Genomic DNA, 19,396 nt, shown 5'->3' on the forward strand with positions numbered 1-19,396 from the left:
GCCTCTTGTTTAATTTAATACGGGCGTTATTTAGAGATGGTCATCAATACGGCAGTACAACCACACTTAAAAAATAATTGAATCCCTGTTGCTGGGATGCGCTCAGTATTATCCAAACAGATTGATGAAACCAATAGGCTGACAACGCGGTTTATCGCAATTAACCACACAAAACATAAAATCAGAATATAAATTATTTAAAATCAAACCATTAAGTCACTTCTAAAAAAATCAAAAATAACTTTTATTAAAATAAAGTATTAATTATAAGCAAGTTAATCGATTGCATTTTCACGTATTCGCTCTAATAAAACACCGTATCGCCACCTAAAAATAAGGATCAATAAACCCCATTTATTAAATTCGCCTTAGATAAACGGGATGGGGACGCTTGAAAATCAAGCAATATATCGGTGACACATTCTGGGAACTCAACCTGTGACCATAGCTGTTCGCACAATTCATCAAACTGATAACTCTCCATGTTCAATACCCACTGTGCAACGGCTAACGCAACATCGGGGAAATAGACCTTACCAATAGGCTCCACACCCAACCAATGCCGTATAATTGAAGGCTCCATCAAGGTCATGGGTTGAGCTAACCCCATCATGGTCAGTGTCAGCGTGTTGCTTTGTTGTTCAAATTGTCCACCTAGCGGTTTGATCAATAGCTTCTTCCCCAGTGCCATTGCCTCTGAAGGTAATTCAAAACCACCACTGGCGATCACCCCCATACACCTCAGTAGGTGCTGATGAAAATCAGTATGGCTCAATGGGTGTAAATACATGTTCTCTTGCTGTTGTTCAGCTTGAATATCGGGGTGATAACAATGAAAAACTACTTGTGGGAAGTGCTGTAATAGAACGACAACCTCATCCAGTGCTTCAAAGGGTAAATACACAACGACACTGCCATCGTTTGATACCTTACTCACATCCAGTGCAGGAATAATTGGTGGCAATATCGGTGCATCAAAATGATGCCAATGCAGACCAATTTTTTGCTCGGCGGGGGCAAAGTGACGTATCAGCTGTTTATCGAACCAGGTTTGATCTTTCTTCGGAACAGGGTGAGTAAACGCACACTGATGGCTCACCCCTATTGTGGGCACTTTTTGCTGCCTCGCCGCCCAGGCGGTGACGGGCTCAAAGTCATTGATCACGACATCATAAGCGCTTAGGCTCAACTGTTTTACCTCGTTAATAAAAGTAAAGGGTCTTGCTTGCAAGGCTGTTTGGAGCGGGGCGATCTTGCCTTGTTGCGTCACAAAGGTCAGTCCATGCGCCGTTCGATAATCACCAAAACACCCCATATCGAAATACTTATCAGGCTCTCGGCCACTGAAGAAAAAATCAACCGGCTGCCCTAGCACTTTAAAAGCTCGTGCCATTTCTCGTGCTCGTGAAATATGCCCATTCCCTGTTCCTTGCACGCCATATAAAATTTTCATATTCACTCCTTGATTATGATAGTGACGCAAATTCAAAGCAGGCCAGCCCAAATACAGCACCTACTAAAATATCACTAATGTAGTGCACGCCTAATAACACGCGTGATAAGCCAATCAATAACGCCCAAGGCCACACAAGCCATGCTAATTCAGGGTAATAACTCGTAATAAGAGCAGCCATAATAAAAGCAGCAGCCGTATGCCCAGATGGCAGGCTGTATTTATCCGATGGGGTAATAAAGCTTGGTAGATGCGAAGGGCGACTACGTTTGACGCTATTTTTCAAAACAACATACAAAGGTAATTCGATGGCAAAGGCAGTAAGCCCAGTGACGACCAACTCTCGCCCCTGCGCGGAGTCAAACCACCAAGCACATAATGCAAATATAAGATAAAGCGGGCCATCGCCCGTGCGTGATACATGCCGGCTAAATGCCGCGACAGCTTGGCTATACCGATGACATAGACACATCGCTGAGAACGCATTATCAAAACGCTGGATTGGTGCGGGCATCATCATCCTTGCTTCCCTTTATCATCAAGTGACGATTACAGCCTAGGAAAGGGATATGACAAGGGGGTGACGTTAACAAGGAGAGATAATGACAAAGCAGGCAGGCGCTGCTTTATCATTGGGAACCGTTGAGCGCTGACATGCTCGTCAGCACTCATTCGTTTATAGCCAGCCCTTTACGCAGCAAGTGGCTCATGCTTTTTCACTAGACCGAAGTCTGCCAAAATTGCATAAGCGGCAGGGATCATAAACAGCACAAGTAAGGTCGAAGTGAAAATACCAAACACGATAGAAATCACTAAGGGCTGAATAACTTGTGCTTGTAGGCTGGTTTCTAAGAGTAACGGCAATAAACCCGCAGCCGTTGTCAGGGACGTTAAAAATACGGCGCGAAAGCGTTCACGGCTGGCTTTCACTACGGCATCATGCACACTGGCCCCATCATCGACATGGTGTCGAATATACTGCACCAACAAGATAGAGTCATTCACCACCACCCCTGCTAAGGACACAAACCCCATAATACTAGGCATACTTAACGCATGACCTAATAGCCAGTGCCCCCAGAACACCCCAATAAGCGCTAATGGGATCGCCAGCAGTACCACAAAAGGTTCGAGGTAGCTGCGAAATTGGAAGCTCAGGATCACAAACACCCCAAACACTCCAAGTGCAAAACCAATCGCCATGGATTGCCCGGTTTCCGCGGTATCTTTCGCTTCTCCTTCAAAGTTAAAGCGTAAACCTGGGTATTTAGCTTTTAGCTGTGGGATCTCTTGTTGACGGAACAAGGTAAGGATCTCGGTAGAACTGATCTTACTGTGCTCTAGATCGGCATACACACTTAGGGTTCGCAGGCCATCGACTCGCTGGATACGCACATAGTTTCGCTGGTAACTAAGCTCAGTAATCGACGCCAAAGGTACTTGGCTACCGTCACTCAATATAATCGGAAAGCTGGCCAGTGTTTGTAAGTTCCCCGCCTCGGCCTTATCAAAGCGGACTTCAACTTCAATGTTTTCTGGTCCAAGCTGGATATCATCGGCCTTTTGCCCAAAATAAGCCGCTCGCAATTGCGAAGCAATCATTTGGCCATCGACGCCAAAGCTTTCCGCCCCTGGGCGCAGGGTAACCAGCACTTCTTGCTTACCCATTCGCATGTCATCCAAGACCCCAAACACACCATCGAACTCATTTAGGAAGTCCTGCACTTCCAATGACGCCGCTTTTAACGCGGTAAGTTCATCGTGTTGCATCCGAATTTCAACAGCCCGCCCCCCCGGTCCCATGATTGGCTGCTTAAATACAAGGGAAATGGGATCAGCCAGTGTGCCAACCTCTTCTCGCCACGCGGCAATGAATTCATCGATAACCGTATTGCGCGATTCTGCCCCACGTAAATCGAGTCGTACCGTCGCCACGTGCGGACCTTTTTCATCGGCATCCGCATTGGTGTTGTATTGCTCGGTGATGTGCTCGACCAGGGTATGGCCACCTTCAACATCTTGGCTCCATTCCACATTCAATCGCTCAGCCGCCTCAACAATGTGCGCGACCACTTTTTCCGTTTGAGACAGTGATGCCCCCGGCGCTAAAATTATACGCGCTTCTGCGATGTCGCCATCAAGATCAGGGAAGCCCACAAATTTAAGCGCACCACCCGCCAGTAACGCCGCCGAGGCAAACAACATGGCCACCACGCCACCTAAAAATAAGTAACGCCAGCGCACCACGGCATCCACCGCAGTCACTAATTGATGTTGGCGAAAGTGTTCAAATTTAGCCAAGAACACTCGCTTGAATTTAATGTCTGGTTTTTCTTCTTTATTGCGCTGCTTTTGCAATGAATGACTGAGGTGATGCGGCAAAATCAAAAATGCTTCAATCAAGCTGATGGTCAACACCAAGATCAGCACCTGTGGCACGACCCTCAGCACTGCGCCCATTTCACCATCAAGAAACAGCAAGCTACCGAAAATACAGACAGTAGTGAGATACGAAGACAATACCCCGGGGAAAACTTTCTTCACCCCGTTGAACACGGCATCTGGCACCGATTGACCACGCTCTAAATGAGCCGCAATGGATTCTGCGATCACGATGGCGTCATCCATCATGATACCAATCGCCATCAACAAGGCGACTAACGACATAATATTGATCGACAAACCAAGACCCGCCATGAGAAACAAGCTCCCCATAAAGGCGACAGGCAAACCCGCGGCGACCCAAAACGAATAACGAAACGTAAAAAATAACCACATGGTGAAAAACACCAACACCACACCTTGTAGGCCGTTATCCACCATCATGGTCAAACGATCCCACAGCACCGATGAAATATCATTAGTGAGGCTGAGTGTTACGCCCGTTGGTGCGATTTGGCTTTCATCTTCAACGAACTGCTGAACCCGCTCTTTGATCCGCAAGGCGTCATCCGCTTTATTTTTACTGATCTTAAGCACTGCTGATGGCTTACCGTCAAACAGGATTTTTTGCTCATCAAGTTCAAAACGATCTGTGATCGTAGCAATGTCGCCAAGGCGCAATACCGCCCCTTCAGCATCAGCCCCTATGATGGTTTTTGCTAAGGTCTCTGGCGTGACTTTTTGTTCATCGAAACGGATTAATAGGTTCTTGTCGGCGAGCTCAATATTACCACTCGGCAGTTTGATATTTTGCCGTGACAGGCGATCTGCTACATCACCAACACTCATCCCAAGCTGGCGTAAGGCGGTTTCTTTTAGCTCGACCCGCAGTTGATGATCAGAAAAGCCACTCACGGCCACCAAAGACACACCATAATCAATCTTTAGCTTACGCTTTAATTCTTCGGCATAGGCTTTAAGGTGAGGCCAGTTAGTGTCAGCACTGATTGCAACATCGACAACAGGCTCGTTCCAATCCAATTCACGCACAATCGGTGATTCAATCTCCGCAGGGAAATCATTAATCGCATTGATTTGAGTTTGTACATCCACCAGCATGCGCGAAACGACATCACTGTTGGTCAGCTTTAAAATCAGCGATGCAGAACCTTCCACTGCCTCACAGCGCGTTTCTTCTATATTGGCAAGGCCATCAACCGCGTCTTCCATTCGCATACAAATGCTTTGTTCCACTTCTTGTGGTGACGCGCCTGGATACACCACAGAAGCAATAATATAAGGCGGTGAGAACTCAGGAAAAGTTTCTCGTTTAATTTGCGGTAACGACACTAAACCCAATAACAGCAAGGCAAACATCATTAAGTTTGCCGCTGTTGGGTGGCGAGAGAAAAAGCGGATCATGATTGTGGTGCTCCTTGCTCTTTCGTCAGCACGACCACCGCTTTGCCATCTTTACTAATGACTTTCAGTGCCATGCCTTCCACTGCAGGTAGCAAGTCATTAACCACCAATTGCTGCGCAGCTATAAAATCCCCCTGTACCGCGACCAAACCTTCTCGACGGAACAACACAGTCACAGGTTTAATGCTTAAGGTGTCGTCATCACTCATTAAGTACACTTTGTCGCCATGTAACGCGCGCTCAGGGATCACCCAGTGTGGGTTAGCTTGCCCCTCTAAAGTGGCTTGAACAAACATGCCGTTAACTAACGGTGGGGCGGTTTCAGGTGAGAGTTGACTGTAATCTTGTGCCACTTCCAGAATAACTCCAACAGTCGCTTGATTAGCGCTCACGGTGTCGCTGATCCTCGTCACTTTCGCCGGCCATTGCTGAACAAATTGACCACTAGATAATTGGATACTGGCTTGCAGTGCCAACTGATCGGCACGCGGGCGACCATCAGCATGGGCGGTGTATTGAGTCAGACTCGATGCCAACGCTTGCATGTCATGCAATGCCACTTGCGCGTCCACTTCAATCTCGGCAATACCGTGGGCAACCAGCATCGTCTGTTGCATGTTAACTACTTGGTTTTGCTCAATATCAACGCTCGAAATTCGGGCATCAATCGGCAAGGTAATTTCCGTTTTCTCCAGTGAGCGCTCAGCCTCTTCTACTTTCGATTGGTTCACTTGCAATTGTGCTTCACTCACACGGCGCTCTTTGGGTAGCACTTGCAGCTGACTTTCTAAATCTTGCACCACTTTTTGACTGGCTAAGTAAGATTGCTTTTCCAAATCCAAAGCCGACTGCGATGTTAGCCCTTTACGACGCAATTCCTCTTTCCGGGCGACCTCTTTCTTACTGATTGCGAGGCGATTTTTCTCTATCGTTAATGTCGTTTTAAGGTTTTTCTCTTCCAAGTCCAATTTAGCCAGTTGGGCTTCACTTGAGCTAATATCGGCTTCTGCTTTCGCTAAGGTTAACTGATAATCCAGCGGATCAATTTTAAGGATCACAGTACCTGCATCTAACACCCGACCTTTTTCTAACTCAGGATGGCGATAGATGACTTTACCGCTCACTTCTGAAATGGCCTTCCATTCCACTTTGGGCTTTACACGACCAAACCCCGTCACTTGCGGCGCCAAAGGCTGTTGTTGCAAGGTGATCACATCAACGGCCCGACTGCGTTCCAAGGCAGGCTTACTGCTTGGGGAAGGGCGTAGTTTCACGGCTAAAACTAAAATTAAGATGCCAACCATCAGCGCAGGAATAAACAGTAACTTCCGATTTCGAGCTATCATTGCGCTTCCCCTTTTTGGTTAAAGATCCCTTGCGTGAGCACTTTTACATTGTGTTCTGCCAATTCGAATAAGTAGGATTCCGTCATTTCTATACCGTGAATCTCAAGCATTGCAGGTGGGATCAAAAATGGAAAAACCATCAAGCTAATAAACGTCATTCGGGCTTTTTCAGGATCCATGCCTGGATTTAGTTGGCCATTTTGCTGCAACTTGGTAAACATCATGTCAGTCGCTGGACGAGCGATATCGCGGATCATCTTTTCCATCATTTGGCGTTGCGGATCATCGGGGGCCAACATCATGGCACGTGACATTAATTTCGGCATGTCAGGGTTTGGCGCCATAATCCGATAGTAAGTTCGCATAAACTCGCCAATCGAATCGAAATCACCTTTCTCCATCACCACCCTCATCTGGGCTTGGATCGGCTCCATGGTTTCATGCATCATGGTTTGGTATAAGCCAGCTTTGTTTTCAAAGTAATAGCGAATCAGCGCCACATTTACATCAGCCCTAGATGCAATCATGCGGGTCGATACCTTGCTGTAAGGCAAGACGACAAATAACTTACGCGCTTCTATAATTAAACGCTCTCGCGCATCGGAATCACCGACTGGACGACCTGCTTTTCCTGCCATTAACTCACATCTCTACCAAATTAATCGTATGATTAATAATTGTACTAACTGAACAGTTAAAAGGTTCACTCTATTATTCATCTTAATTTAACCAATTGATTAATTAATACTGTGAACCAAGTAAACAACCCATAACAAAGCTTAGATACAGCAGATTATTCGATAGAAAACACATTTCAATCATTTAACGTCTGTAACAACAAAGTGAATAATCACTCTTATAGCCATCTCTTGTATCAATAACTCTCCCTTACACGCGCCCTATGTTAGAAAACACAAATTAAGACTATTTATCAAGAGCTTAACAATAAAAATAAAATTAAACACTAAATAGTGGTTGACCTTCAACCTGTCTATTTGGTATTCATTTGTTATCAACTTTGTGGAAGACATGTAAATATGACTAACCGTTTCTTTATCCTCCTAAGCCTCCTCCTTATCGTGAATAATTCGCGCGGGTAGCTTATGAGTAGGAAACGCCACTAAGCATTGAATAAGCCCGCGCAGATAGCGCGGGTTTTTTATATCAGAGCCAGCGCAAGCGGATGCAGACTAAGCCTAATACCAATGAACACATAATTAGGCAGGCCAATAAAAGGAAGTAGCAATGAAAGATCAAGTCATTATTTTCGATACCACGCTTCGCGACGGTGAACAGGCACTATCAGCAAGCCTAACGGTAAAAGAAAAGCTACAAATCGCTTACGCGCTGGAACGCCTAGGGGTTGATGTAATAGAAGCGGGCTTTCCTGTTTCTTCACCTGGCGACTTTGAATCGGTGCAAACTATTGCGAAACATATTAAAAATAGCCGCGTATGTGCCCTTTCACGCGCCGTTGCGAAAGACATTGATGTTGCTGCTGAATCGCTAAAAATCGCCGAAGCCTTCCGAATCCATACTTTCATTTCTACTTCAACTGTTCACGTACAAGACAAACTGCGTCGTAGCTATGATGATGTTATCGAAATGGGGGTTGCCGCAGTCAAACGCGCCCGCAACTACACCGACGATGTGGAATTCTCCTGTGAGGATGCTGGCCGTACCCCTATCGATAATCTATGCCGCATGGTGGAAGCCGCTATCAATGCGGGTGCTAACACCATCAACATCCCTGATACCGTGGGTTACACCCTACCCAACGAGTTTGGCGGTATCGTGGCGCAGCTGTTTGACCGCGTACCGAATATCGACAAAGCCATTATCTCGGTGCACTGCCACGACGATCTAGGCATGTCAGTCGCGAACTCCATGGCAGCGGTACAAGCAGGTGCTCGCCAAGTTGAAGCCACCATAAATGGTCTAGGTGAGCGAGCGGGCAACTGTTCACTAGAAGAAATCGCCATGATCATCAAAACCCGCGCTGACTTCTTGGGTGTGCACACCAACATTAAACACGACGAAATTCACCGCACCAGTAAAATGGTGAGCCAACTATGTAACTCACCGATTCAAGCGAATAAAGCCATTGTCGGTGCCAATGCTTTTAGCCACTCATCAGGGATCCACCAAGATGGCATGCTAAAAAATAAGAACACCTACGAGATCATGACCCCTGAGTCAATTGGGCTAAAAAACCAAGCGCTGAACCTAACCAGTCGCTCTGGTCGCGCCGCGGTAAAAAGTCACATGGACGCCCTTGGTTACACCGAGAGTGAATACAGCCTAGATGCGCTATACGCTGATTTTCTAAAACTGGCCGATCGCAAAGGCCAAGTGTTCGACTACGATCTAGAAGCATTGATGCACTTCGCTAACCTACGCGAAGAAGATGATTTCTTTAAGCTGAATTACCTCAGTGTACAGTCAGGTAGCATCATGGCGACCACCAGCATCAAACTGCAATGTGGTGATGAAGAGAAATGCGAAGCCGCTGTCGGTAATGGCCCCGTTGATGCGCTATACCAATGTATCTATCGCTTAACAGGCTACGAAATCGTACTAGACAAATTCGACCTAACCGCTAAAGGGGAAGGGGAAGATGGTTTAGGCCAAGCAGACATCATTGCCAATTACAAAGGCCGCAAATACCACGGTACGGGCTTAGCAACGGATATTGTTGAAGCCTCTGGCCAAGCGCTATTGCATGTTATCAACAGCATCCACCGCGCCGATCAAATTGCTGAAATTAAAGAGCGTACCGCGACGGTATAACACCGCTCCTCAATCTAATCTTAGGCGTAGCCAGTGAAAGATGACACGTGCTACGCCAGCCCAATTTATAACGATTAACGACAAATTACGGAGACAACTAACCATGGCAGGTACATATAAAATAGCGGTTCTACCGGGTGACGGCATTGGTCCAGAAGTGATGCAGCAAGCCCATAAAGTGCTAGATGCCGTTGAAGCTAAGTTCGACTTGACCCTAGAGCGTGCCGAATTTGATGTGGGTGGTATTGCGATTGATAACCATGGTTGTCCCCTACCCGATGCAACCCTAAAAGGTTGTGAAGATTCAGATGCCGTATTGTTTGGCTCGGTGGGAGGCCCTAAATGGGAACACCTTGCTCCGAATGATCAACCCGAACGTGGCGCACTACTGCCACTGCGTAAGCATTTTCAGCTGTTTTGTAACTTGCGCCCAGCCCAAATCCATAGCGGGCTAGAGACATTCTCACCACTACGTGCCGATATTTCTGAACGAGGTTTCGATATTGTCGTGGTTCGCGAACTAACGGGTGGGATCTACTTCGGCCAACCTAAAGGCCGTGAGGGTGAAGGCCCACAAGAAAAAGCCTACGACACCGAGATTTACCATCGCTACGAGATAGAGCGCATTGCCCGTATTGCGTTTGAATCAGCGATGCTACGCAACAAAAACGTCTACTCGATTGATAAAGCCAATGTCCTACAAAGCTCAATCTTATGGCGTGAAGTGGTGGAAGAAGTCGCAAAAGACTACCCAGACGTAACGCTTAACCACATGTACATTGATAACGCGACCATGCAGCTGATCAAAGACCCATCACAATTTGATGTAATGCTATGTTCTAATATTTTTGGTGACATTATTTCCGATGAGTGCGCGATGATCACAGGCTCCATGGGGATGCTGCCATCGGCAAGCTTGAACCAAGAAAAGTTCGGCATGTACGAGCCAGCAGGTGGTTCCGCACCTGATATCGCGGGCAAGAACATTGCCAACCCAGTCGCACAAATTCTGTCGGCAGCATTGATGCTGCGCTACAGCTTAGGTGAAGAAGAGGCTGCCCGTGCCATTGAACTAGCGGTATCTCAAGCACTTGAAGCCGGTGAACTAACAGCAGATTTAGCGGGTAACGGCCAAGCACTGACCACTAGCGAAATGGGCGATAAGATCGCTACCTATATTCGCCAAGCATAAGCAATACCGGCAAGGAGCACCAAGCAATGTCAGCACAATATACAGAAAATAAAGCGCCTAAAACGCTATACGAAAAAGTTTACGATGCCCATGTTGCGGTTGCCGCGGAAGGCGAAAACCCAATTTTATATATCGACCGTCATTTGGTTCATGAAGTGACATCACCACAAGCCTTTGATGGTTTACGTGAAAAAGGGCGCCCCGTTCGCCAAGTCGGTAAAACATTTGCCACCATGGATCATAATGTCTCAACCCAAACTAAAGACATTAATGCCTCTGGTGAAATGGCACGCATCCAAATGGAAACGCTAGCCAAAAACTGTGAAGAGTTTGGCGTCACCCTTTACGATCTAAACCATAAATACCAAGGTATTGTGCATGTTATGGGCCCCGAGTTGGGCATTACCCTACCAGGCATGACGATTGTTTGTGGTGATTCACACACGGCAACACACGGTGCGTTTGGCTCATTAGCCTTTGGTATTGGCACTTCAGAAGTTGAGCATGTGTTAGCTACCCAAACCCTCAAACAAGCGCGCGCCAAAACCATGAAAATCGAAGTCAAAGGCAAAGTTGCTGAGGGCATTACGGCTAAAGATATCGTGCTAGCCATCATAGGTAAAACGACAGCTGCTGGCGGTACTGGTTACGTCGTCGAGTTCTGTGGTGAAGCCATTACCGATCTATCAATGGAAGGGCGGATGACGGTGTGTAACATGGCGATCGAATTAGGTGCAAAAGCGGGCTTGATTGCCCCCGATCAAACCACCTACGATTACATTAAAAACCGTAAATTCTCACCAACAGATAGTCACTTCGATGCCGCAGTTGAATACTGGAATACCCTAAAAACCGATGAGGGTGCCGTCTTCGATGCGACAGTAACTTTAGAAGCCGCCGAGATTAAGCCACAAGTAACTTGGGGCACAAACCCCGGCCAAGTTATCGCAATTGATACGCCGATTCCAAGCCCAGCTGACTTTGCTGACCCCGTTGAAAAAGCATCAGCGGAAAAAGCGTTGGCCTATATGGGGCTAGAAGCGGGGAAAACACTGTCTGACTTTTCAATTGATAAAGTCTTTATTGGTTCTTGTACCAACTCACGGATAGAAGATATGCGCGCCGCTGCCGCTATCGCAAAAGGCCGCAAAGTTGCCGCCAATGTTCAAGCGCTGGTTGTGCCAGGATCTGAGCAAGTCAAAGCCCAAGCAGAGCAAGAAGGCTTGGATAAAATATTCATCGATGCAGGCTTTGAATGGCGTCTACCAGGTTGCTCTATGTGTCTCGCGATGAACAACGACCGCCTAGGGCCAAAAGAGCGCTGCGCCTCCACCAGCAATCGTAACTTTGAAGGTCGCCAAGGCCGTGATGGCCGCACCCACCTTGTCAGCCCAGCAATGGCAGCCGCTGCCGCGTGCGCAGGCCATTTTGTAGATATTCGTGACTTAGACAGCGCAACGGCATAATCGAGAGGAAGGTAACAATGGCAGGTTTTAAACAACATACAGGCTTGGTTGTGCCGCTAGATATCGCCAACATCGATACCGACGCAATCATCCCTAAGCAATTTCTACAAAAAGTGACACGTACAGGCTTTGGAAAACATTTGTTCCACGACTGGCGTTTTCTTGATGATGCCGGCGAACAAGCAAACCCTGAATTTGTAATGAATGCGCCGCGCTATCAAGGGGCAAGTATTTTGCTGGCACGTGAGAACTTCGGTTGTGGCTCTTCACGTGAACATGCGCCGTGGGCGCTAGCAGATTACGGCATCCAAGTGATGATCGCACCGAGTTTTGCCGACATTTTTTATGGCAACTCGATCAACAACCAAATGGTGCCAGTACGCTTGCGTGAACAAGAAGTCGATGAGATTTTCCAGTTTGTCGAAAACACAGAAGGTGCTGAGATCCAGGTCGATTTAGAAGCCATGTTAGTCACGGCTAACGGCAAGCAATACCACTTTGAGATTGATGAATTCCGCCGTCATTGCTTATTGAATGGGTTGGATAACATCGGCCTGACGCTGCAACATGAAGATAAAATTGCCGCTTACGAAGATAATATCCCTGAATTTTTAAGGTAAACATTGTATTTGTTAGCGTTTACTTACGTGATAAGAGCTAACCACAACACCCTGCCTCGCAGGGTGTTGTTTTATCTTCTACTTGCTATTTACTGCTTACACCACTTATACCAATCTGGGTAAGTAAATGTTCAGGTGATTGCGCAGGAAAAAGTACTGAAAACAAGGCGTAGATTGCAGATAGCTAGTTGTTCTACCTACAAAATCTATAACGCAGTTATCATTGATTTTAACCAGCAAGAACGATCAGTTACTTAGTTAGATTGGTATTCTTCAACCGACTGTAAACTCTGCAATAAAAAGCCGTTCACCTCGGTCTATAGTTGTTATACCAATCTGGTTAAGTAAATGTTCAGGTGATTGCGCAGGAAAAAAGCACTGAAAACAAGGCGTAGATTGCAGATGGCTAGTTATTCTATCTACAAAATCTATAGCGCAGTTATCACTGATTTTAACCAGCAAGAACGATCAGTTACTTAGTTAGATTGGTATTAGGTTATTACAGATTAAAAAGGTTGATTATGCCGTCTCGTCTTTCACTTACCTTACACCTTATTTTGGCTTCATTCATTTTACTCGTCAGCAGCACAGTGTTCGCAGCCCCCAAAGCGGATTTATGGCCATACTGGCAAGGCAGTGATGAGGCTAATTCCATGCCAATCAATCATCAATTGTGGCAACAGACGCTTAATCACTACATAGTGCAACAGGGTGAGCAAACACTAATTAGCTATCACCAAATCGATCAAGAGGGAAAATGGCAGCTTGATCGCTACATTCGAGAAATGAGTAAACTCAACCCGTTGGCATACCGCAAAGCAGAACAATTTGCCTACTGGGTCAATCTGTATAATGCACTGACCGTCAAACTCATTGTTGATAATTACCCCGTCAAATCGATCACAAAACTCGGCGGCTTGTTTAGTTTTGGTCCATGGGATGATGAAGTGGTCACGGTCAACGGCAAAAAGCTCACCCTCAATGATATCGAGCACCGTATCTTGCGTCCGATTTGGCAAGACAAACGTATTCACTATGCAGTGAACTGTGCGAGTCTAGGTTGCCCTAACCTACAACCCCATGCCTTCACGGCCAGCAATAGTAACCACTTACTCGATCTAGCCGCCAAACAATTCATCAACAGTAAAAAAGGCGTTCTTAGCACGAATAACAAGACCCAGCTGTCGTCCATCTACGATTGGTATCAAGCAGACTTCGGCGACACAACGCAGCTCCAGCAACACTTAAATCAGTACCGCACCACACCTGTGGTACTCAAAACAATTGATTATGATTACGACTGGGCATTGAACGAGGCAAAATAATGCCAATCATTGTCTTCATGCCCTAGCAACACCACGCTTGCACTATTACAATGACGACGTTCTCATTGGGGAGCTAAATAGAAGGTTTACACTTTCTTTCGGCTGAGATTGCACACGCAGAACCCACAGAACCTGAACCAGCTAATACTGGCGTAGGAATTGAGAAGTCGCTAAGTCAGCCTCTGTTATTAGGTCGCCCTTAAGCCACCCTTTTCTCAACCCTCGCTCATTTGATTTATTGCCAGCAGGATGCATCGGCATCAGGAGCGCTTTGTGAAAAAACTACTACCTTTACTTACCTTAACGCTTGCGAGCAGCAGTGTATTTGCCACCGAACAAGACCCAAAAGCAACACTAACGGTTTATACCTATAGCTCATTTGCCTCAGATTGGGGGCCAGGCCCAGCCATTAAAACCGCATTTGAAGCTGAGTGTGACTGTCACTTAAACTTAGTGGCGCTCGATGATGGCGTGTCTATTCTTAACCGCGTGCGCTTGGAAGGTAACAACAGCAAAGCAGATATCTTATTAGGGCTTGATAACAACCTTATCGAAGAAGCTAAAAAAACAGGTCTGCTAGCACAACACAAGGTCGATACCAGCAAAGTTACGCTGCCAAATGGCTGGAATGACACCACCTTTGTGCCTTACGATTATGGTTACTTTGCCTTTGTTTACGATAACACTAAGTTGAAGAACCCACCAAAGAGCTTAAAAGAATTAGTCGAACGTGATGACCTATCGATCCTTTACCAAGATCCTCGTACTTCAACCCCTGGCCAAGGCTTGATGCTGTGGATGAAATCGGTTTATGGCGATCAAGCAGCCAATGCCTGGCAGCAACTGGCCAAGAAAACAGTCACCGTCACCAAAGGTTGGTCCGAAGCCTATAGCATGTTCCTCAAAGGTGAGGCAGATATGGTGTTGTCATACACCACCTCTCCGGCTTACCACATCATCGCAGAACAAAAGAACCAGTATATCGCCGCTGATTTCAGCGAAGGGCATTACATGCAAGTGGAAGTGGCCGCCAAACTTAAAAACAGCCCACACCCTAAGTTAGCGGATCAATTTATGGACTTCATTGTTAGCGATGGCTTCCAATCTAATATGGCCACAGGTAACTGGATGTACCCAGTAACAAATCAACAACTGCCTGACGGTTTTAACCAGCTGACGATACCTGCAACAGCGCTTGAGTTTGATGCGAAGGAAGTCGCTAAACAACGCCGCAGCTGGATTCGCGAATGGCAACACGCCCTCACGCAATAAAGGCATTTCGTTTGAACACTCGCTTTACCTCGTTATTACCCGGCATCACTGCTGCCGGGTGCATCACCGCATTAATGGTATTTGCCATTAGTGCCCTGCTCGGACACGCCGATGAACTATCACCGCAGACATTGTGGCACGACCCGTATTTACGCCATGTCACTGGGTTTAGTTTCTACCAAGCATTCCTCTCAACCCTATTGAGTGTGGTACCTGCGATCCCCGTCGCCTATGCACTTTCTCGCCGTCAATTTATCGGACGTGCTTTGTTGTTACGGCTCTTCGCCATGACGCTGGTACTGCCTGTCTTGGTCGCCGTGTTTGGGTTACTGTCAATATATGGAAAAAGCGGCCTACTGAATCAATGGTTTGCTGCTGCAGGTTGGGATATCACCCTCAATATTTACGGATTAAGCGGTATCTTACTCGCCCACATTTTTTTAAACCTGCCCCTCGCGGTGCGTCTATTACTGCAAAGTTTAGAAGGGATCCCACATGAGCAGCATCAGCTCGCCGCACATTTAGGTGTGACAGGCTGGAACAAGTTTCGTTTAGTCGCTTGGCCTCGATTGCAACAACAACTACCGCATGTGATCGGCTTGATCTTTATGCTGTGTTTCACCAGTTTCGCAGTGATCATGTCACTGGGTGGCGGACCTAAAGCCACCACCATTGAGCTCGCTATTTACCAAGCCCTGCGTTACGACTTTGACCTCGCCTCAGGAGCTTTGTTAGCATTGTGGCAAATGCTACTGTGCTGTTCGTTAGTGTTAGCATCACAGCGTTTCGCTAAACCGTTAGCCACGCTGAGCGGCACGATCAACCAAGCCCCTCATCACTACCAAGATACATGGCAGAGTAAACTCTGGGATGGTTTATGGATTGGTGGCGTGATCTTACTGGTTGCGCCTCCGCTCTTGTCTGTGATCACCGCAGGGCTCAACCAGCAGCTGATTGTCCAATTAAGTTCTGCCAAACTCTGGCAAGCCATCAGCCATTCATTACAGATAGCAGCCATGTCTTGTGTGATAGCTGTTGTCAGCGGTATTGCTATTTTACTGACTAGCCGTCAATGGCGATTACAACGCAAAAAATGGGCTGCCGATGGTATTGAGCTGATTGGCGCAATGATTCTGGTTACCCCAGGTTTAGTGCTCAGTACTGGGCTATTTTTGTTACTGCGCCAATACACCGATGCCTTTGCGATGGCCTTTTGGGTGGTAGTAACCGTCAATGCGCTAATGGCACTGCCTTATGTGATCAAAACACTCAGTCAGCCTATGCTCCATATCGCCCAACAATTTAACCCGCTTTGCGCCAGTTTGGGCATGGCAGGCTTGTCTCGCCTGCGATTATTGGAATGGCGAGCATTGCGTAAACCACTATCGCAAGCTTTAGCAATCGGCTTTGTCCTATCACTTGGGGATTTAAGTGCGATAGCTTTATTTGGCAGCCAAAACTTCCAAACCTTGCCACTGTATTTATTTGAATTATTAGGCAGCTACCAAATGGATGCCGCCGCCGTCGCAGCGCTCATCCTACTCCTACTGAGCTTAGGGTTATTTACCTTGGTTGAAACTGTGCTGCTTAGGAAGAAATAACATGTTGAAGTTAGATCAGCTTACCCATAGCTACCAGCCCCATACTGCGAATGGACAAGCCATGCACTTGTCCTTTTCACTCGAGGCGCAGCAAGGCGATATTGTGGCGTTAATCGGCCCCAGTGGTGCAGGAAAAAGTACTTTACTGGCATTAATTGCCGGCTTTCTTAAGCCTAAGAGTGGCCAGTTAACCATCGCCAATCAAATGATTGACCAGCAAGCCCCCGCAGAGCGGCCTTTGTCGATGCTGTTTCAGGAGCATAATTTATTTCCGCATCTCACTGTGTCTGAAAACATTGGACTGGGTATTCACCCAGGATTAACGCTGAGCCAAGTCGATAAGGAAGCTATCGTGGTGGCAGCTGCGCGGGTTGGCATTCAGCAATACTTAGATCGCCTTCCCGAGCAACTCTCTGGCGGCCAAAAACAACGTGTGGCGCTCGCGCGTTGTTTAGTGCGACATCGTCCCTTGTTGCTGCTCGATGAACCTTTTTCAGCCCTAGATCCCGCCCTGCGCAAAGAGATGTTAGAGCTAGTAAGAAGTCTCGCCCGTGAGCATAAAATCACGGTTCTCATGGTTACCCATAGCCCTGACGACGCCCTCAAGATTGCCAATAAGTGTGCGTTTATCACTAACGGTAGCATCACAGTCTTTGGTGAAACACAGCACATGCTGACACAACCACAGGATGCTGAGCTCAAGCACTACCTTGGCTATTAGCTGTAAACTGTATCGCATGCAAAAATAAGGAAGGGAGAACCCGAATGGTGTTCTCCCTTTTTGATATTCAGGCTTTTAATCAGAAATTTAGAGGTTTTCTTCAGCAAATTCAGCCAAGCGGCTACGTACAACGCCATTGAGATAAATATTGGCGCTTCCTTCGAAGTTTTTAAAGCGCTCAACGATATAAGTAAGCCCAGACGTTACAGGCGATAGATAATTGGAGTCAATCTGCGCAAGGTTACCCGAACAGACCAGTTTAGTGCCTTCACCACAGCGGGTGATGATAGTTTTGATTTGCGATGCGGTTAAGTTTTGGCATTCATCCAGCAACACAAACGCATTTTGGATAGAACGACCGCGCATGAAGTTAATCGATTTGAATTGAATATTGGCTTTATCAAAGATGTATTTCATCGAGCCATCAGTACACACATCATTTTTGTGGAGCGCTTCCATGGTATCGGTCACCGCCGCCAACCATGGCATCATTTTCTCTTCTTCCGTACCGGGTAAGAAACCAATCGATTCGGCAATTTCTGGCGTATTACGCGTGACAATAATTTTATCGTACATGCCCTTCTCAATGACTTGCTCTAATGCTGATGCCATTGCCAAAATGGTTTTACCACAGCCCGCAGGCCCCGTTAAAATCACTAGGTCAATATCAGGGTCGAGCATGGCATCGAGCGCCATACCTTGATAAACATTTTTAGGGTGAATGCCCCAGGCCTGGCGATGCATTAAACGATCATGTCCTATGTCTTTCAATATCACATTCTCGTCGTCGATCTGCTTGATACGAGCTGCAAACTCATGCTCTTCATCAATCAAATATTGATTAACGAAAGGCTTATCAAACAAAGTCATAGGCAATGTATGTAGCGTGGCACGGCCTCGGCTTTCTGATTGACACTCACCCACTTGATCCCAGAATCGACCGGGATATTCAACAAACCCCTTAGTGAGCAAGCTAACATCGTCAATCAACTGATCCGAACGATAATCATCAACGAAATACACACCTGCGCCCTTGGCTCGCAAACGCATATTAATATCTTTAGTGATCAAGACCACATCACGTGGCGCATAGTGCTGCTGTAAGTGGAGTACAGCATTCAAAATACGGTTGTCACCCGCTTTATCAGTAAATGCATGTACAGTTTCGGTGATTTCATAATCAGCAAAAATAGCTATGGTGCCATTGTGTGCCGTTTGTTTTGAAAAAGGGATCCCCGCAGAGATCTGCTCGGGAGTCGCATCGTGGAAAATATCTTCTAGGGCTCGAATCGCGACTCGGGCATCGCGGGCAACATCACGCTTGCTATCCTTAATGCGATCAAGTTCTTCGAGGACTGTCATCGGTATGACGACATCATGTTCTTGGAAGGAATAAATCGCGAGAGGCTCGTGTAGCAAGATATTAGTATCGAGAACAAAGACTTTCCGATCTGAATCGCCCATAGGCACCTCCTTGGTAACATTCAGGCGGTATTACATCTACCACCACTCTTTAAGCGTATGACAGTTATTCGTATTTGCTGCATTTTCACAAAACAATCGCTCCTGTGACTCCATTAAAGACCGAACTTTTTTAAATAAATGTGACAAAACTACTTTGTCGCATTCAGAGCACTTTCACCGTGACCTCTTTCACATCATGCAGTAACATGACTCCCCTTTTTTCTGGTACGAATTCTGGCTTACACTTATAGCTACGCTTTTTTGAGCCTTGTATGACACTCCTACGAGTGATGTGCTTCGCCATGGCGTGAATACCAGATAACACATTTTCAATTTTCAAAG

Annotated in this window: 14 protein-coding genes and 1 riboswitch; of the genes, 8 read left to right on the plus strand and 6 right to left on the minus strand. The window is 46.6% G+C overall.

The window, feature by feature from the left end; genetic code table 11:
- Positions 1 to 340: 340 nt before the first annotated feature.
- The 5 genes from OCU77_RS14975 to OCU77_RS14995 form a co-directional block, all read right to left on the minus strand.
- On the minus strand, positions 341 to 1,453 hold the full coding sequence (locus OCU77_RS14975) for an MJ1255/VC2487 family glycosyltransferase (protein WP_048899444.1): 1,113 nt from the start codon (positions 1,451 to 1,453) through the stop codon (positions 341 to 343).
- Between the two features lie 13 nt (positions 1,454 to 1,466).
- The gene (locus tag OCU77_RS14980) at positions 1,467 to 1,973 is read right to left on the minus strand and encodes a phosphatase PAP2 family protein (RefSeq protein ID WP_048899443.1); all 507 of its coding nucleotides are present in this window, start codon (positions 1,971 to 1,973) and stop codon (positions 1,467 to 1,469) included.
- A 170-nt stretch (positions 1,974 to 2,143) separates the two neighbouring features.
- A complete protein-coding gene (locus OCU77_RS14985; RefSeq protein WP_107303026.1) occupies positions 2,144 to 5,257 on the minus strand; it encodes an efflux RND transporter permease subunit in 3,114 nt (1,037 codons plus the stop codon).
- Positions 5,254 to 6,600, minus strand: coding sequence for an efflux RND transporter periplasmic adaptor subunit (locus OCU77_RS14990; RefSeq protein WP_107303040.1), 1,347 nt, complete (start codon positions 6,598 to 6,600; stop codon positions 5,254 to 5,256). Before OCU77_RS14990 ends, OCU77_RS14985 begins: the two co-directional genes overlap by 4 nt.
- Positions 6,600 to 7,241 carry a TetR/AcrR family transcriptional regulator gene (locus OCU77_RS14995; protein ID WP_107303025.1) on the minus strand — a complete coding sequence of 214 codons (642 nt, stop codon included), beginning with the start codon at positions 7,239 to 7,241 and terminating at the stop codon, positions 6,600 to 6,602. Before OCU77_RS14995 ends, OCU77_RS14990 begins: the two co-directional genes overlap by 1 nt.
- A gap of 607 nt (positions 7,242 to 7,848) precedes the next feature.
- Here OCU77_RS14995 and leuA point away from each other — a divergent pair.
- From leuA to thiQ, 8 genes are all read left to right on the plus strand, one after another.
- Complete coding sequence (gene leuA, locus OCU77_RS15000) at positions 7,849 to 9,393, plus strand: 2-isopropylmalate synthase (protein WP_048899441.1); 1,545 nt, start codon at positions 7,849 to 7,851, stop codon at positions 9,391 to 9,393.
- A 103-nt stretch (positions 9,394 to 9,496) separates the two neighbouring features.
- Positions 9,497 to 10,585 (plus strand): 3-isopropylmalate dehydrogenase, encoded by a 1,089-nt coding sequence (gene leuB / locus OCU77_RS15005; protein WP_107303024.1) that lies wholly within the window; start codon positions 9,497 to 9,499, stop codon positions 10,583 to 10,585.
- A 26-nt stretch (positions 10,586 to 10,611) separates the two neighbouring features.
- A complete protein-coding gene (gene leuC / locus OCU77_RS15010; protein ID WP_107303023.1) occupies positions 10,612 to 12,051 on the plus strand; it encodes a 3-isopropylmalate dehydratase large subunit in 1,440 nt (479 codons plus the stop codon).
- A 17-nt stretch (positions 12,052 to 12,068) separates the two neighbouring features.
- Positions 12,069 to 12,671, plus strand: coding sequence for a 3-isopropylmalate dehydratase small subunit (gene leuD / locus OCU77_RS15015; RefSeq protein ID WP_048899440.1), 603 nt, complete (start codon positions 12,069 to 12,071; stop codon positions 12,669 to 12,671).
- Positions 12,672 to 13,192: 521 nt separating this feature from the next.
- A complete protein-coding gene (locus OCU77_RS15020; RefSeq protein ID WP_048899439.1) occupies positions 13,193 to 13,996 on the plus strand; it encodes a DUF547 domain-containing protein in 804 nt (267 codons plus the stop codon).
- A 56-nt stretch (positions 13,997 to 14,052) separates the two neighbouring features.
- A riboswitch (TPP riboswitch) is annotated at positions 14,053 to 14,172 on the plus strand.
- A 97-nt stretch (positions 14,173 to 14,269) separates the two neighbouring features.
- Entirely contained in the window at positions 14,270 to 15,268 is a 999-nt protein-coding gene (thiB, locus tag OCU77_RS15025) for a thiamine ABC transporter substrate binding subunit (RefSeq protein ID WP_372022949.1), read from the plus strand.
- A 74-nt stretch (positions 15,269 to 15,342) separates the two neighbouring features.
- Entirely contained in the window at positions 15,343 to 16,869 is a 1,527-nt protein-coding gene (thiP, locus tag OCU77_RS15030; protein WP_239686012.1) for a thiamine/thiamine pyrophosphate ABC transporter permease ThiP, read from the plus strand.
- Position 16,870: 1 nt separating this feature from the next.
- On the plus strand, positions 16,871 to 17,590 hold the full coding sequence (thiQ, locus tag OCU77_RS15035; protein ID WP_048899437.1) for a thiamine ABC transporter ATP-binding protein: 720 nt from the start codon (positions 16,871 to 16,873) through the stop codon (positions 17,588 to 17,590).
- Between the two features lie 87 nt (positions 17,591 to 17,677).
- Here thiQ and OCU77_RS15040 read toward each other — a convergent pair whose 3' ends face one another.
- The gene (locus OCU77_RS15040; RefSeq protein ID WP_048899436.1) at positions 17,678 to 19,054 is read right to left on the minus strand and encodes a PhoH family protein; all 1,377 of its coding nucleotides are present in this window, start codon (positions 19,052 to 19,054) and stop codon (positions 17,678 to 17,680) included.
- Positions 19,055 to 19,396: the final 342 nt, after the last annotated feature.

Source organism: Photobacterium swingsii, from assembly GCF_024346715.1.
In the GTDB taxonomy this organism is placed as follows: Bacteria; Pseudomonadota; Gammaproteobacteria; order Enterobacterales; family Vibrionaceae; genus Photobacterium; species Photobacterium swingsii.